The following is a 14,436-nucleotide window of genomic DNA, read 5'->3' as shown; positions in this document are numbered from 1 at the left end:
GGGCTGAAACCCCTCCTACAGCGCACCCGGCAAGTTCGCCGCGAGCTCTTGTAGGAGAGGCTTCAGCCGCGACGAGCGAAGTCGGGAACCGCGACGCCATAGCCGCGAGCTTCTTGCAGGAGTTGCTCGCGACCTGGCTCGATCAGAACAGCTCCGGCCGTGGCCGGAGCTCAGCAGGTCGTGTAAACCCGAGAGGAAAAGCCTCAGCGTTGCGCGGGACTCTCGGCGGCGGCGGCGGCGGCGGCCGTTGCCGGCGACGGCACGGCATTGCTGCGCGGCGTGTTGCCGGTGACGCTGTTGACCGCGCGGATCGCTTCGCGGGCGGCGTCGGCTGCGGCCTCCGGTGAAGTGGTGCGCGGCGGTACGATCGTCACCGTCGCTTGCTTGGCGATGTTTGCCGCCGGGGCAGCGGCATTCGCTGCCGGAGTCGCAGTCGGAACTGCAGTCGCAACCGTGGTCGAAGTCGCAGCCCGCACCGGCAGTGCAGTGGCAGCGCCAGCGCTCAGGTCCGGCACCTTGGTGTCGGCATCGTTCTGCCGCTGGCCCAGCGCCACCGCGTGATCGCTGCCGGCCAGCGCCGCATCCTCGGCGTCCTTGGTCATCACCACGATGCTGATGCGGCGGTTGATCGGGTTGTCCGGATTCTGTTTGTCGAACAGGATCGAGGACGACAGGCCGACCACGCGCGAGACCTTGTCCTCGCCCATGCCGCCGACCACCAGTTCGCGCCGCGCCGCATTGGCGCGGTCGGCGCTCAGCTCCCAGTTGCTGTAGCCGTTCTTGCCGCTGTACTGGGTGACGTCGGTGTGGCCGGTGATGCTGATGTGGTTGGGCACTTCGTTGATGAAGCTGGACAACTCGTGCAGGATGTCGCGGGTATAGGGCTTGAGCACCGCGCTGCCGATGTCGAACATCGGCCGGTTCTCCTTGTCCACGATCTGGATGCGCAGGCCGTCCGGAGTCAGGTCCAGCAGCAACTGGTCCTTGAACGGTTCCAGCGCCTGGCTCTTGTCGATCGCTTCCTTCAGCTCCTGCATCAGCGTTTCCAGCCGCTGCTTTTCCTTCTCGCGTTGCGCCGTCTTGCTTTCCGTGTCGCCCGTCAGGCTCTTGCTGCCGAACGGATCCTTGTTGTTGCCGCGCTGTATGTCGGCGCTGCCGCCGAGCTTGATCATCGAGGTGCTTGCGCCGCCGGGACCGGCCATGCCCGGACTCGGCGCCGGGCTTTTGCCCTCCAGCGGGCTGGGATTGCGGAAGTATTCGGAGATCGCCATACGCTGTTCCTTGGTGGTGGCCGCGACCAGCCACAGCACCAGGAAGAACGCCATCATCGCGGTCACGAAGTCGGCGAACGCCACCTTCCAGGCGCCGCCATGATGGCCGCCGCCCTGGACCTTCTTGACCCGGCGGATGACGACGGTAGCTTTGGCTTCGGGCATGGCGGCAGCGCTACTTGATCGTCTTCAGGTGCGTCTCGAAGTCCGCGAAGCTCGGCCGCACGTTGCTCGGCAGGGTCTTGCGTGCGAACTCCAGCGCGATCTTCGGGTTGTAGCCGCGCAGGCAGGCCAACAGGGCGGTCTTCACCGACTCGAAGATGCGGCTGTCCTGTTCGGCGCGCGCTTCCATCGCCGCCGCCAGCGGGGCGACGAAGCCGTAGGCCAGCAGGATGCCGAGGAAGGTGCCGACCAGCGCGGCGCCGACGTGATGGCCGATCTCTTCGATCGGGCCGCCGATCGAGCCCATGGTGATGACGATGCCCAACACCGCGGCGACGATGCCGAAGCCGGGCAGGCCATCGGAAACCTTGCTCAACGCATGCGCCGGTGCCATCGCCTCGTGGTGATGCTTCTCCAGCTCCAGTTCCAGCAGCGGTTCCAGTTCGTGCGGCTCGATGTTGCTGCCGATCATCAGGCGCAGGCAGTCGGTGATGAAGTCGAGCAGGTGGTGGTCGGCCAGCACCTTCGGGTAGTTGCTGAAGATCGCGCTTTCGGCCGGTTTCTCCACGTGATCTTCCAGCGCCATGAAGCCGTCGCGCCGCGCCTTGTTCAGCAGTTCGTAGATCAGGGTCAACGTGGCGCGGTAGTCGTCGGACTTGTACCTCGGGCCCTTGAACACGCCGGCGATGTCAACGAAGGTCGCCTTGACGATCTTGCCGGGGGTGCTGACCAGGAACGCACCCAGCGCCGCGCCGCCGATGATCAGCAATTCGTAGGGCTGCCACAGCGCGCCGAGCTTGCCGTGCGAGAGCACGTAGCCGCCGACCACGCTGATGATGACGACAAGGAAGCCAACAATGATGAGCATGGCGGAAGCAGCCTGCGAGCCGTGAACGGGGATACCTCCATTTCGGCCCGGCGGCGGCTTTCTGAAGGCGGCGGCGCGGCCGCGCTTGCGTGAAGACACATGTGAAGGCGTCATTTTTGCCGCCGCTGCGGCGACGTACGCCGGCGTTTGGAGGCCTGGCCTCAGCCGATCGCGCCCTTGCCTTGGTGCATTGCCTCGCGCGGATCGCGTTGCTCGAACAGGCTAAGCATGGCGGTATCGCACGGATGTTCTCGATACGCGTTGTCCTGAGCCTCGACGTTGCGCACAGCAGCGTCGGTATCGACTCGATTACAAACGCCGGCTACGGCCGTGCATCGGCAGTGCCACACGTTCGCGCGCCGTAGCGAATGCGCCTGCGCCGCTATCGCCGCAGTGCCATGGCACGCGCAGCGCATCTGCTTGCAGGACTGCGGTGCGTGCGAGTGGGTTGCGGTGTGGGTCCGTACCCGCATGCGCTGCGCGGCAAGATCGGCAAACAACTGAAGGGGCCCATGGTCCCCTCCGCATCGCGCGGCGTGGGGCCGGCGCCGCTCAGGCCGGTTCGGTGTCGCCGCCGCCGCGCTGCAACGGGTTCGGCAGCGCCTGGCCCTGTTCGGTGAAGTGCAGCGACACCGAATTCAGGCAATGCCGCTCGCCGCTCGGCGGCGGGCCGTCCGGGAACACGTGGCCCAGATGGCTGTCGCAGCGGGCGCAGACGATTTCGGTGCGGATCATGCCGTGGCTGGTGTCGCGAATCTCGCGCACGTGGGCCGGATGGTAGGGCGCGAAGAAGCTGGGCCAGCCGGTGCCCGAATCGAACTTGGCGCTGGAACGGAACAGCGGCAGCCCGCACACCCGGCAGCTGTAGACGCCCTCCAGCTTGTTGTCCAGGAACACGCCGCAGAACGGCGCCTCGGTGCCGTGCTGCAGCAGCACCCGCCGCTCCTCGTCGTTGAGCCCGGCGATCAGGCGCTCGCGTTCGGCGGGCGAGGGTGGCGTGAGGTCGAATCGGCTCATGGCAGGGGCCTGTGGCGCGGAAGGATGGGCACAAGATGAGGGCGCCGCTGCCGCGATCAAGCCGCAGCGGCGGGGCATCGACGTGGCGCCCTGGTTGCGCTAGCGTCGGCTTCCCGATCACCGTGCTACGGAGCTGTTGTGCATCCTTCCCTCGTTCGCATGGCCGCCATCGCGTTGCTGGCCCCGGCGCTAGCGACGGCGCAGAGCCTGAATCCGGCCCCGTCGTCGCCGACCGCCACCCGCCAATCGACCGCGCTGGAATCGGCACCGGTGCCCAAGGCCGCGCCCGTGCGTTCCAGCCTGGACGACCGCCCGGAGTCCTCGCAGTCGTCCGCGCACAAGCCAACCAAGGCCAAGCCGGCATCCGCCAACGGCGTCAATGCCGCAACCGACCGGCAGCCGGTCAAGCTCTACGACCGCGGCGGCCGCGTCATTCCCGGCGCGGTACAGGTCGGTCCCAATCGCGTGCTGGACACGCGCAGCGGCCGTTACTACAGCACCGTGCCCAGCGGCGACGGCCAGCGCATCAACGAGTAGCTCGACGACGCAGGCATGTCCGCACAGCGGGTGTGTCGTGCGCCCGGGCCGATCCGTTGCGCTGGCGTGAACGCGCGGCGAACGTTTCGTGGCCGCAATCCTCACGAACCGGTTCCTAGACTGCCTGCACGCAGGTGCCGCCGGTGCCTGTGCCGCACCTTCGCTAGGAGAACCGATGAGCAAGCTTCCCGACAACACCCTGGTGGTCGTCGCCGACCGCGCCAGCGCCCGCCTGTTCCGCACCAATCTGGCCGGCCAGACCTCGCTGCTGGAGCAGACCGAAGTGCTGACGCCCACGCCGATCGAAGGCGTCGAAGACGGCGACCGGCCGATGACCATGGACGAGGCCGGCTTCGTCCGCCAGCTGGCCGAGCGGCTGTACCAGGGCGCACTGCGCAGCGACTTCGAACACCTGGTGCTGGTCGCCGATCCGCAGACCCTGGGCCAGCTGCGGCCGCTGCTGCACAAGGAAGTCCAGAAGCGGGTGGTGTCGGAACTTGCCAAGAACCACGCGCACACCTCGCGCGACGAGCTGGAAAAGCTGCTGGCGTAAGCGTGGCCGTCGCGCAGGCCGATTTGGCATGCGCCTACTTCCTTCTCCCCTTGGGACCATGGCCCCCTTTTCGGGGGAAGGTGGCCGAAGGGCGGATGAGGGTACGGGCGTAGCCTCGCACATCCAAACTTCGCGAGTCGCTTCGCGCCGGACCCTCACCCCAACCCCTCTCCCGGCGGGAGAGGGGCTAGCGGCTGTTCCTTCTCCCCCCGGGAGAAGGTGCCCCGCAGGGGCGGATGAGGGTACGTGCCCAGCCTCGTGCACCCAAACTCCACGAGTCGCTTCGCGCCGTACCCTCACCCCAACCCCTCTCCCGGCGGGAGAGGGGCTAGCCGCGGTTCCTTCTCCCTCCGGGAGAAGGTGCCCCGCAGGGGCGGATGAGGGTACGGGCGAAGCCTCGTGCACCCAACTCCACGAGACGCTTCGCGCCTTACCCTCACCCCAACCCCTCTCCCGGAGGGAGAGGGGTTAGCCGCGGTTCCTTCTCCCTCCGGGAGAAAGTGCCCCGCAGGGGCGGATGAGGGTCCGGGCGAAGCCTAGTGCACCCAAACTCCGCGAGACGCTTCGCGCCATACCCTCACCTCAACCCCTCTCTCCCACGGGACTTCCTTCGGTCGCCGGCGGGAGAGGGGGATGACGCTCAGTCGGCGATCGGCAGGCTCAGCGTTTCCTTCACCTCTTCCATCACGATGTAGCTCTTCGACTCGCGCACGTGCGGCAGGGTCAGCAAGGTGCTGCCGAGCAGCTTGCGGTACGAGGCCATCTCGCTGATCCGCGCCTTGAGCAGGTAGTCGAAGTCGCCGGAGACCAGGTGGCATTCCAGCACGTTGGGCAGCTTCAAGGCGGCGCGGCGGAATTCCTCGAAGATGTCGCCGGACTTGTAGGCCAGGCTGATCTCCACGAACACCAGCAGGCTGGCCTTGAGGAAGTGCGGGTCCAGCCGCGCGTAGTAACCGGTGATGGCGCCGTCGCGTTCCAGCCGGCGCACCCGCTCGGTGCACGGGGTGGTCGACAGGCCGACCCGCTCGCCCAGCTCGGTGAAGGAAATACGCCCTTCCTGCTGCAGAATGCGCAGGATCTTGCGGTCGATCTTGTCCAGTTCGCGGGTGCGTGTGGCCATGGGGCGTGTCTCGGCGGGCTGGGGCAGGGGATTGACCTGCCGGGTATTCGAAAATCAGCGGAAAATCCTGGCTTGCGCTCCATATACTGCGCCTAAACCCATCTCTGGCGCCATTCAGCCAGGGATTTGATCCGACAGAGGTAAGCGCATGCGCGTTCTGGTTCTCGGCAGCGGTGTGATCGGCACGGCCACGGCGTGGTATCTGGCGCGCAGCGGCTGCGAAGTGACGGTGGTCGATCGCCAGCCCGCGGCGGCGCTGGAAACCAGCTATGCCAACGCCGGCCAGGTGTCGCCCGGCTACGCCTCCCCTTGGGCCGCGCCCGGGGTGCCGCTGAAGGCGCTGAAATGGCTGTTCCAGCGCCATGCGCCGCTGGCCATCACCCCCACTGGCGACATCCACCAGTACCTGTGGCTGGCGCAGATGCTGCGCAACTGCACCGCCGAGCGCTATGCGATCAACAAGGCGCGCATGGTGCGGCTGTCCGAATACAGTCGCGACTGCCTGGACCAGCTGCGCGCCGACACCGGCATCGCCTACGAAGGCCGCCAGCTCGGCACCACCCAGCTGTTCCGCACCCAGGCGCAGCTGGACGGCGCGGCCAAGGACATCGAGGTGCTGCGCGAGTACGGCGTGCCCTACGAACTGCTCGACCGCGCCGGCATCGCCCGCATCGAGCCGGCGCTGGCCAGCGCCCCGGCCACCCTGGTCGGCGCGCTGCGCCTGCCCAACGACCAGACCGGCGACTGCCGCCTGTTCACCCAGCGCCTGGCCGCGCTGGCGGCCGCGGCCGGCGTGCAGTTCCGCTACGGCGAGACCATCGACGGCCTGCATGCCGATGGCGACCGCCTCGACGGCGTGCGCATCGGTGGCCGCCTGGAGCGCGCCGACCGCTACGTGGTCGCCCTGGGCAGTTATTCTCCGCAGCTGCTCGCGCCGCTGGGCATCCGCCTGCCGGTGTATCCGTTGAAGGGCTATTCGCTGACGTTGCCGATCCGCGACGCGGCGCTGGCCCCGATGTCCACCATCCTCGACGAAACCTACAAAGTGGCGATCACCCGCTTCGACCAGCGCATCCGCGTCGGCGGCATGGCCGAACTGGCCGGCTTCGACCTGTCGCTGCCGGCGCGGCGCCGCGCCACCCTGGAAAACGTAGTGAACGACCTGTACCCGCGCGGCGGCGACCTGGCCCGCGCCGAATTCTGGACCGGGCTGCGCCCGGCCACGCCCGACGGCACCCCGGTGGTCGGCGCCACCGGCTACCGCAATCTGTTCCTCAACACCGGCCACGGCACCCTCGGCTGGACCATGGCCTGCGGCTCCGGCCGCTACCTGGCCGACCTGATCGCCCAGCGCCAGCCGCAGATCAGCGGCGAGGGCCTGGACATTTTCCGTTATTCGCGCGGCGCCTCGGCGCCCGTCGCAGAGGCAAGTTCGTGCGTCCAGCCCGTGCGTTGATCGATCTTCAGGCGCTGCGCCACAACTACCGCCTGGCCCGGCGACTGGGCGGCGGCAAGGCGCTGGCGGTGGTCAAGGCCGATGCCTACGGGCACGGCGCGGTGGCCTGCGCGCGCGCGCTGGAAGCGGAGGCCGACGGCTTCGCGGTGGCCTGCATCGAGGAGGCGCTGGAGCTGCGCCAGGCCGGCATCGCCGCGCCGATCCTGCTGCTGGAAGGCTTCTTCGATGCCGACGAACTGCCGCTGATCGCCGAGCACCGGCTGTGGTGCGCGGTGGCCTCGCCGTGGCAGGTGGAGGCGATCGCCGCCTATGCCGCACCGCAGCCGCTGTGCTTGTGGCTGAAGCTGGACAGCGGCATGCACCGGCTGGGCCTGGCGCCGGACGAATTCCGTGCCGCGCATGCGCGGCTGAGCGTGCTGCCGCAGGTCGAACGGCTGGTGCTGATGAGTCACTTCGCGCGCGCCGACGAATTGGACAGCGCGCGCACCCTGGAGCAGGCCGAGGTGTTCCGCCAGGCCACCGCCGGCCTGGCCGGCGAGACCAGTCTGTGCAATTCGCCGGGCCTGCTGGGCTGGCCGCAACTGCACAGCGACTGGGGCCGCCCCGGGCTGATGCTGTACGGCGCCGACCCGTTCGCCGCCGGTGCCGAGCTGCCGGGTGAGCTGCGTCCGGTGATGACCTTGCAGTCCAGGGTCATCGCGGTGCGCGAACTGGCGGTCGGCGAGCCGGTGGGCTACGGCGCGCGTTTCGTCGCGCCGCGGCCGACCCGGGTCGGCGTGGTGGCGATCGGCTATGCAGACGGCTATCCGCAGTTCGCGCCGAACGGCACGCCGGTGCTGATCGACGGGGCGCCCGGCGCGCTGATCGGGCGGGTGTCGATGGACATGCTGACCGTGGACCTCACCGAGCACCCGCAGGCCGGACTCGGCAGCGAGGTACAGCTGTGGGGCGCGCAGCCGCGCATCGACACCCTGGCGGCGCGCTGCAGCTCCAGCGCCTACCGCCTGCTGTGCGGCCTCAAGCGCGCGCCGCGGCAGTACCTGGACGGCTGAGCGGCGCGCCCGCGCCTGTCCGGGGCCGCGCGGCGCTTTGCGGGAGCGGCGCCGCGCCGCGACAAGCGGAGCGATAGACCTTCGGCTTCGGAAACCGTCGGGGCTGAAGCCCCTCCTACAGTGCTCCCGCATGCGTGCCGCAAGCGACTGTGGGAGCGACTTCAGTCGCGACGAGCGAAGCGATGGATGTGCCTCAACCAGACAGCGTCGGGACTGAAGTCCCTCCCACAGAGAGGCTCGCCGCAGCGTGTCCTCGGCTCATCTGTAGGAGCGGCTTCAGCCGCGACAAACGAGTACCCGAAGGCACGCCACCCGCTCAGCGCTCGGCCACCGCCGCCTTGTCGCGGAACTCGCGGCGCAGCCAATCGTCGAACATCCGCTTCTCGTAGCGCAGCGGGTCGGTGTTCAGGCCGATCGAGCTGTTCATCAGGTAGCTGCTGTCGAGCAGCTTGCGCTCGCCCTGCTCCAGCACCTGTCCGTCGGCGCCGTACAGGGTGAAATTCAGGCTGATCCGCGGCGGGTAGATGTCGCGCATCACCCGCACATCGTTCCATTGCGGACCGTGCCAGGACTCGTAGTCGCCGGCGCGCTTGATGTCGGTCAGCTCCACCTGCAGCCGCTGGCCGGGCGCCAGCTGCTTGCTGGCGCGTTGCTGCAGGTAATCGGCCAGATCGCGCACCCAGTCGCCGCGCTGCGCTTCCCAGCGATTGCGGCTGTAGCGCAGTTCGCTGAAAGCGGCGGGGTCGGTCCAGCGCACCTGCACCGGGCTGTCGCCTTCGGTGCTGCGCACGGCCTGCGGATCGGTGACATTGCGGATTTCGGCGGAAGCGCCGCCTGCCACCAGGCAGGCCAGGGCCAGCGCCGTCCAGGCATATCGGATCTTCATCGCGGATCTCCACGGAAACGGCCATGCCAGTGTGTGCCTGCGCGGGCGCCGCCGCAATCGCGACGCGGCCACCGGCCGCCATCGTTCTCCGCCGGTTCATGGGCCGGGGCATGTGACATGCGGTTCACGCTGTGTCGCCGCGTGCTTCACGCCGCCCGCGCGACCATGCGCACATTCGCACATGAACACGATTCGGGGATCGATCGCATGAAGATGCCGCTGTTCCACCAAGCCCACGCAGCGTCGGACGTCCGCCTGCAGTTCATCGACTGGGCCAAGCGGCACGGGCACAGCCCGGCGAGCGGCGCGGCCAGTTTCGTCGATCAGCAAGCGGACCTGGATGCGGCCGCGCGCCACCTGCGCCTGAACCCGGGCGAAGACGTGCGCCAGGAACTGCGCCGCTACCTGGCCTCGCTGGGCGAGCAGCAGGACGTGGCGGTGCAGTTCCCGCCGATCTATGCCTACCGCAGTCCGCAGGGGCAGGCGTTCCGCTATTCGTTGACCCTGGTCCTGGCCGAGAGCGGGGTCGAGTGGAAGGCGCGGGTCTGGACCGGCCTGGAATACCTGGGCCTGATCGTCGGCCGCGGTGCCGGCCCGCGCGCCAACTACACGCGCCTGGCGCGGATGGCGGTGGAGCACGAACTGGCCAGCGACAGCCCGCGTTTCACGCTGGGCTAGAGAAAAAGGAGACCGCGCATGTCGTATGCAATCTCGCCCGACGACGTCACCGCGCCGGAACAGTGCCGGCAGCAATGCCGCGAACTCGGCGTGGCGCGGGTGCAGCAGATGCTGGACCAGTCGCCGCCGCCGTCGTGGCGGCAGGAAGCCGAGCGCTGGCTGGAAGAGCAGGCGCTGCGCAGCGCGCGGCTGACCCAATGGGGTGTCATCGCAGGTATCGCGCTGTCGCTGCTGGGGATCGTGCTGGTCGTCGCTTTTCTCTGGTGACCCAGCGTCGCTGCAGCGCTGGCCAGCCTGGCCGGCTTGACGGCAGCGGAGCGGCTTAACAAGATGCGGGGTCCGTCGCGCTGTTCCGGTCTGAGCATTTTCCGGTCCTGAGCCATCGTCATCGCGCCGCAGGCGCGGAGCGCGTCGCCGCCTCTGCCACCGCAGGCCGTCTCCAGAGCAAATTCCCGCATGCATGTCAGCACCGAATCTTCCTCCACGTCGCCCACGCAGGCGTCGGGCCTGAACTACCGCGAGATCTTCGACAAGATCGACTCCGGTTTCTGTGTGGTGCAGGTGCTGTTCGACGACACGCAACGCGCGGTCGACTACGTGTTCCTGGAGGTCAATCCGGCGTTCGAGCGCGAGACCGGCATGCGCGACGTGATCGGCCGGCGCATGCGCGAGTTGTCGCCGACCCACGAGGACCACTGGTTCCGCGTGTATGGCGAGGTCGCGCTGAGCGGGCGCTCGGCCAAGTTCGAGAACTACGCATCCGCGCTGGGCCGCTGGTGGGCGGTGGATGCGTTCCGCGTCGGTGCGCCGGAACGGCACCTGGTCGCCGTGCAGTTCCTCGACATCACCGAACGCAAGCGCGTGGAGCGCGACCTGGCCGAGAGCGAGGCGCGCTTCAGTGCGCTCGCCGAGGGCCTGCCGATGCCGGTTTGGGTGCTGGACGCCACCGGCCAGTTGCGTTTCACCAATACCGCCTACGCCGAATTCTTCGGCATCGACCTGCAGGCCGACGAGGCGCGGCCGGGCTGGGGCGATGTTCTGCATCCGCAGGACGCCGGCGTGTTCGCCTTCGAGCTGCGCAGCGCGCTGGACGAACAACGCAACCTGCGCGCGCTGGTGCGCGCGCGCCGCCACGACGGCGCATGGCGCTGGGTGGAGATGACCGCGGTGCCGCGCTATTCGGCCGAGGGCGAGTTCATCGGCCTGGCCGGCAGCAGCCCGGACGTCACCGAGCGCCGCGACATCGAACTGGCCCGCGAGCAGTTGCTGGAATCGGAACGCAGCGCGCGCAATGCCGCCGAGAGCATGGCGCGGCTGAAGGACGAATTCCTGGCCACGCTGTCGCACGAACTGCGCACCCCGTTGACCACCATCCTGGGCTGGAGCGACCTGCTGCTGCAGCGGTTGCCGCCGGGCGATCCGAGCAACAAGGGCTTGTCGGTGATCGCCAGCAGCGCGCGCGCGCAGCAACGGCTGATCTCGGACATGCTCGACCTGAGCAGCATGCTGCTGGGCAAGGTGCAGCTGGAAATCGAGACGCTGGACCTGACCGAACAGGTGCGCGAGGCGCTGCGTGCGCAGGAGCCGGTGGCCGAAGGCAAGGACCAGGCGTTGAGCCTGCGCGAGCCGGCGCAGCCGTGCCTGGTGCTGGGCGATGCCACGCGCCTGCAGCAGGTGTTCTGGAACCTGTTGTCGAACGCGATCAAGTTCACCCCGGCGCATGGGCGGATCGAACTGGCGATCGACCTCGATGCCGATGGCGAGCACGTGACGGTGGCGGTGCGCGACTCCGGCGACGGCATTCCAGCGGATTTCCTGCCGCACCTGTTCGGCCGGTTCCGCCAGGCCGACGGCACCACCACGCGTCTGCACGGCGGGCTCGGCCTGGGCCTGGCGATCGTGCAGCAGCTGGTGGAAATGCATGGCGGCCAGGTCAGCGCGGCCAGCGAGGGCCGCGGCTGCGGTGCGGTGTTCACCGTGCGCCTGCCGTTGCACCGCGACACGCCGGGCAAGCGGCCGTTGCGCGAGGTGCGCGCGTTCGCGATGGCCGAGCAGGTGGTGGAAGCGTATGCGCTGAAGGGCATGCGCCTGCTGGCGGTGGAAGACCAGCCGGACATGCTCGAATACCTGCGGCGGCTGCTGGAAGAGCAGGGCGCCGAGGTGGTCGCGGCCGGTTCCGCCAGCGAGGCGTTGGCGGTGCTCGACGATGGCGGCCACACCCGCATCGACGTGATGGTCACCGATATCGGCATGCCGGGCATGGACGGCTACGGCCTGATCCGCACGATCCGCGAGAACATGGGCCTGCAGGCGGCCGAGTTGCCGGCGGTGGCGGTGACCGCGCTGGCGCGCGACGACGATCGCCAGCGCGCCCTGCAGTCCGGTTTCCAGGAGCATCTGGCCAAACCGTACAGCGTGGCGCAGTTGGTGTCCGCGGTGCGTTTCGCGCGTCAGGAATAAACGCGGCGTTTTTCCCGTGCATTCACGCGATGGCCGCTAGCGTGCGGGTTTTCCCTCGCTGGAGATGCGCATGAGCAAGTACGCCGACGCGGTGCACACCGATCCCGAGGCCATCGCCGCATTGCAGGCATGGCTGCCGAAATTGCCGGACCAGGCGCAGGTGCTTTTGCGCTTGGTCGATGGCAGCCAGGTCAGCGGCACGGTCTCGGTGCGTCCCACCTTGCAGACCTTTCGCGATCACGAGGAGCATGAAGGCATCAACGGCGTGGTGCGGCTGGACGACCTGCTGCATCCGGAGCAGCAGCACTACATCTGGCTGGACCGCATCCGCGAGGTCGAGCCATTGACGCCAACCTCATGAGCGCAGCAGGCGACGCGTAACGGCATTTGACATCTATTTCACGTTTGCCGAGCGCGCGCTGTGCATCATCGGTGGTCCTGTCGCCACCCTGGAGAGTTGAGCAGCGATGCGCCTTCCCTCGTCCCCGGCCCGTTGGGCACTGTGTCTCCTGTCCGCTGCCGCGTTGAGCGCTTGTGGCGATACCGCCAAGCATTCCATCGAGGATGGGATGGGGCCCGATCCGGTGCTGCCCGATCCGGTCAAGCGCATGATCCCCACGGTGAAGGTCGCCGAGGTCAAGCGCTGGGCCGAAGGCGCCGCGCCGGTGCCGGCCGCCGGCCTGGCGGTGCAGGCCTTCGCCCGCGACCTGGACCATCCGCGCTGGCTGTACGTGCTGCCCAACGGCGATGTGCTGGTGGCCGAGACCGCCGCGCCGCCGGCGCCGGAAAAAGAGAGCAGCGGCCTGCGCGACAAGATCCAGGGCGCGATGATGGCCAAGGCCGGTTCCACCGTGCCCAGCGCCAACCGCATCACCTTGCTGCGCGACGCCGATGGCGACGGCGTGGCGGAGGTGCGCACGCAATTCCTCAAGGGGCTGTATTCGCCGTTCGGCATCGCCCTGGTCGGCGACCGCCTGTACGTCGCCAATGCCGATGCGCTGGTCAGCTTCCCGTACAAGGACGGCGACACCCAGATCAGCGCCGCGCCGAGCTTCGTCGCCAATCTGCCCGGCGGCATCAACCATCACTGGACCAAGAGCCTGCTGGCCAGCCGCGACGGCAACAAGCTCTACGTCGGCGTGGGCTCCAACAGCAACGTCGCCGAGAACGGCATGGACGCCGAACTCAATCGCGCCGCGATCCTGGAAGTGGACGCGCACAGCGGCGCCACCCGGGTATTCGCCAGCGGCCTGCGCAACCCGGTGGGCCTGGCCTGGCAGCCCGGCGCGGACTCGCTGTGGGTGGTGGTCAACGAACGCGACGAGATCGGCAGCGATCTGGTGCCCGACTACCTGACCTCGGTGCGCGAAGGCGGCTTCTACGGCTGGCCGTACAGCTACTACGGCCAGCACGTGGACGAACGCGTGCAGCCGCAGAATGCGGAGATGGTGGCCAGCGCGATCAAGCCCGATTACGCGCTGGGCGCGCATACCGCCTCGCTGGGCCTGACCTTCTACGAAGGCGCGCTGCTGCCGCAGGCCTACCAGGGCGGCGCCTTCATCGGCCAGCACGGCTCCTGGAACCGCGATCCGCCGTCCGGCTACAAGGTGGTCTATGTGCCCTTCGCCAACGGCAAGCCCAGCGGCAAGGCGCAGGACGTGCTGACCGGCTTCCTCGACGCCGAAGGCAAGGCCCAGGGCCGCCCGGTCGGCGTGGCGGTGGACAAGCCCGGCGCGCTGCTGGTGGCCGACGATGTCGGCAACGTGATCTGGCGAGTGACGCCGAAGGCCGGGAAGTAGTCGGCTGCGGTCGCCGTGCCCGGTTCTGCTGGGAACCGGGCACGTTCGAAAGATCGAGGATGGAGATATTTGGATATCACTGTAGGAGCGGCTTCAGCCGCGACAGGTGTTCGAGAAGACCCTGTCGCGGCTGAAGCCGCTCCTACAAGTTGCGTCACGTCATCTGGTTAGGGCGGATCTCGCTGCAATGGAGATCGATCCGGCGCGCGGCTAGTGCTCCACCGGCGCCGGTTCCACCCCGAAGCGGCGTGCGTAGCCGCGCTCGTTGAACACGCGCTCCACCTCGGTGTCGCCCAATTCCGGCGCGGCATAGACCGCGTACACCACGCTGCCGTCGTCGCGCGCGCCGCGCTGGTGCAGGCGGTAGCGCGGGCGTCCGGTGCCGGTGTTTTCCGGATAGTGCAGCGGCGGTTGGCTGCCTTCCAGATCCACTTCGCTGTTGTCGACGACGCCACCGATGAACACTGCGCGCATATGCCACTCCATCCGTCCGGGTTGACCTGCAGCCTAGGCGCGGCAATGTTGCCATTGCATCAATGATGCGTTCACTTGGCGCAAAACCTGGCCGGCGCCGGGC

At 68.3% G+C, this 14,436-nt stretch carries 16 protein-coding genes; 9 read left to right on the top strand and 7 right to left on the bottom strand.

The window, feature by feature from the left end:
• Positions 1–203 precede the first annotated feature (203 nt).
• The 4 genes from motB to msrB form a co-directional block, all read right to left on the bottom strand.
• On the bottom strand, positions 204–1,436 hold the full coding sequence (gene motB / locus HEP73_RS19115; protein ID WP_185821145.1) for a flagellar motor protein MotB: 1,233 nt from the start codon (positions 1,434–1,436) through the stop codon (positions 204–206).
• Positions 1,437–1,446: 10 nt separating this feature from the next.
• Positions 1,447–2,301 (bottom strand): flagellar motor stator protein MotA, encoded by an 855-nt coding sequence (gene motA, locus HEP73_RS19110; RefSeq protein ID WP_185814093.1) that lies wholly within the window; start codon positions 2,299–2,301, stop codon positions 1,447–1,449.
• Between the two features lie 161 nt (positions 2,302–2,462).
• A complete protein-coding gene (locus HEP73_RS22675; RefSeq protein WP_255423555.1) occupies positions 2,463–2,588 on the bottom strand; it encodes a hypothetical protein in 126 nt (41 codons plus the stop codon).
• Between the two features lie 265 nt (positions 2,589–2,853).
• Positions 2,854–3,318 carry a peptide-methionine (R)-S-oxide reductase MsrB gene (gene msrB, locus HEP73_RS19105; protein WP_185821144.1) on the bottom strand — a complete coding sequence of 155 codons (465 nt, stop codon included), beginning with the start codon at positions 3,316–3,318 and terminating at the stop codon, positions 2,854–2,856.
• Between the two features lie 138 nt (positions 3,319–3,456).
• Between msrB and HEP73_RS19100 the strand changes: the two genes are divergently transcribed.
• Both HEP73_RS19100 and HEP73_RS19095 read left to right on the top strand, forming a co-directional pair.
• The gene (locus tag HEP73_RS19100) at positions 3,457–3,855 is read left to right on the top strand and encodes a hypothetical protein (protein ID WP_185821143.1); all 399 of its coding nucleotides are present in this window, start codon (positions 3,457–3,459) and stop codon (positions 3,853–3,855) included.
• A gap of 175 nt (positions 3,856–4,030) precedes the next feature.
• Positions 4,031–4,408: a baeRF12 domain-containing protein gene (locus HEP73_RS19095; protein WP_185821142.1), complete on the top strand. Its 378-nt coding sequence runs from the start codon at positions 4,031–4,033 to the stop codon at positions 4,406–4,408.
• Between the two features lie 640 nt (positions 4,409–5,048).
• On the opposite strand, the gene HEP73_RS19090 is transcribed toward HEP73_RS19095, so the two are convergent.
• Positions 5,049–5,528: an Lrp/AsnC ligand binding domain-containing protein gene (locus HEP73_RS19090; RefSeq protein ID WP_185821141.1), complete on the bottom strand. Its 480-nt coding sequence runs from the start codon at positions 5,526–5,528 to the stop codon at positions 5,049–5,051.
• Positions 5,529–5,676: 148 nt separating this feature from the next.
• Here HEP73_RS19090 and HEP73_RS19085 point away from each other — a divergent pair, with 148 nt between their 5' ends.
• On the top strand, positions 5,677–6,984 hold the full coding sequence (locus HEP73_RS19085; RefSeq protein WP_185821140.1) for a D-amino acid dehydrogenase: 1,308 nt from the start codon (positions 5,677–5,679) through the stop codon (positions 6,982–6,984).
• Positions 6,963–8,036 carry an alanine racemase gene (gene alr, locus HEP73_RS19080; protein ID WP_185821139.1) on the top strand — a complete coding sequence of 358 codons (1,074 nt, stop codon included), beginning with the start codon at positions 6,963–6,965 and terminating at the stop codon, positions 8,034–8,036. Before HEP73_RS19085 ends, alr begins: the two co-directional genes overlap by 22 nt.
• A 316-nt stretch (positions 8,037–8,352) precedes the next feature.
• Here the strand turns inward: alr and HEP73_RS19075 are convergent, their stop codons facing one another.
• Positions 8,353–8,922 carry a DUF3016 domain-containing protein gene (locus HEP73_RS19075; protein WP_185821138.1) on the bottom strand — a complete coding sequence of 190 codons (570 nt, stop codon included), beginning with the start codon at positions 8,920–8,922 and terminating at the stop codon, positions 8,353–8,355.
• 207 nt (positions 8,923–9,129) lie between these two features.
• On the opposite strand from HEP73_RS19075, the gene HEP73_RS19070 reads away from it, so the two are divergent.
• The 5 genes from HEP73_RS19070 to HEP73_RS19050 all read left to right on the top strand — a co-directional run bounded on the left by HEP73_RS19070 (position 9,130) and on the right by HEP73_RS19050 (position 13,859).
• On the top strand, positions 9,130–9,600 hold the full coding sequence (locus tag HEP73_RS19070; protein WP_179568814.1) for a hypothetical protein: 471 nt from the start codon (positions 9,130–9,132) through the stop codon (positions 9,598–9,600).
• An 18-nt stretch (positions 9,601–9,618) separates the two neighbouring features.
• Positions 9,619–9,867 (top strand): hypothetical protein, encoded by a 249-nt coding sequence (locus HEP73_RS19065; RefSeq protein ID WP_185814085.1) that lies wholly within the window; start codon positions 9,619–9,621, stop codon positions 9,865–9,867.
• A 189-nt stretch (positions 9,868–10,056) separates the two neighbouring features.
• Entirely contained in the window at positions 10,057–12,060 is a 2,004-nt protein-coding gene (locus HEP73_RS19060; RefSeq protein WP_185821137.1) for a PAS domain-containing hybrid sensor histidine kinase/response regulator, read from the top strand.
• 70 nt (positions 12,061–12,130) lie between these two features.
• Complete coding sequence (locus HEP73_RS19055; protein ID WP_185821136.1) at positions 12,131–12,421, top strand: DUF3247 family protein; 291 nt, start codon at positions 12,131–12,133, stop codon at positions 12,419–12,421.
• 106 nt (positions 12,422–12,527) lie between these two features.
• On the top strand, positions 12,528–13,859 hold the full coding sequence (locus HEP73_RS19050; protein WP_185821135.1) for a PQQ-dependent sugar dehydrogenase: 1,332 nt from the start codon (positions 12,528–12,530) through the stop codon (positions 13,857–13,859).
• 210 nt (positions 13,860–14,069) lie between these two features.
• On the opposite strand, the gene HEP73_RS19045 is transcribed toward HEP73_RS19050, so the two are convergent.
• Positions 14,070–14,333, bottom strand: coding sequence for a hypothetical protein (locus tag HEP73_RS19045; RefSeq protein ID WP_185821134.1), 264 nt, complete (start codon positions 14,331–14,333; stop codon positions 14,070–14,072).
• Between the last annotated feature and the right edge of the window lie 103 nt (positions 14,334–14,436).

Origin of the sequence: Xanthomonas sp. GW, assembly GCF_014236815.1 — a bacterium.
Classification (GTDB): Bacteria; Pseudomonadota; Gammaproteobacteria; order Xanthomonadales; family Xanthomonadaceae; genus Xanthomonas_A.
The sequence above is the reverse complement of the archived record's forward strand: the minus strand, read 5'-3'. Positions and strand labels throughout refer to the sequence as shown.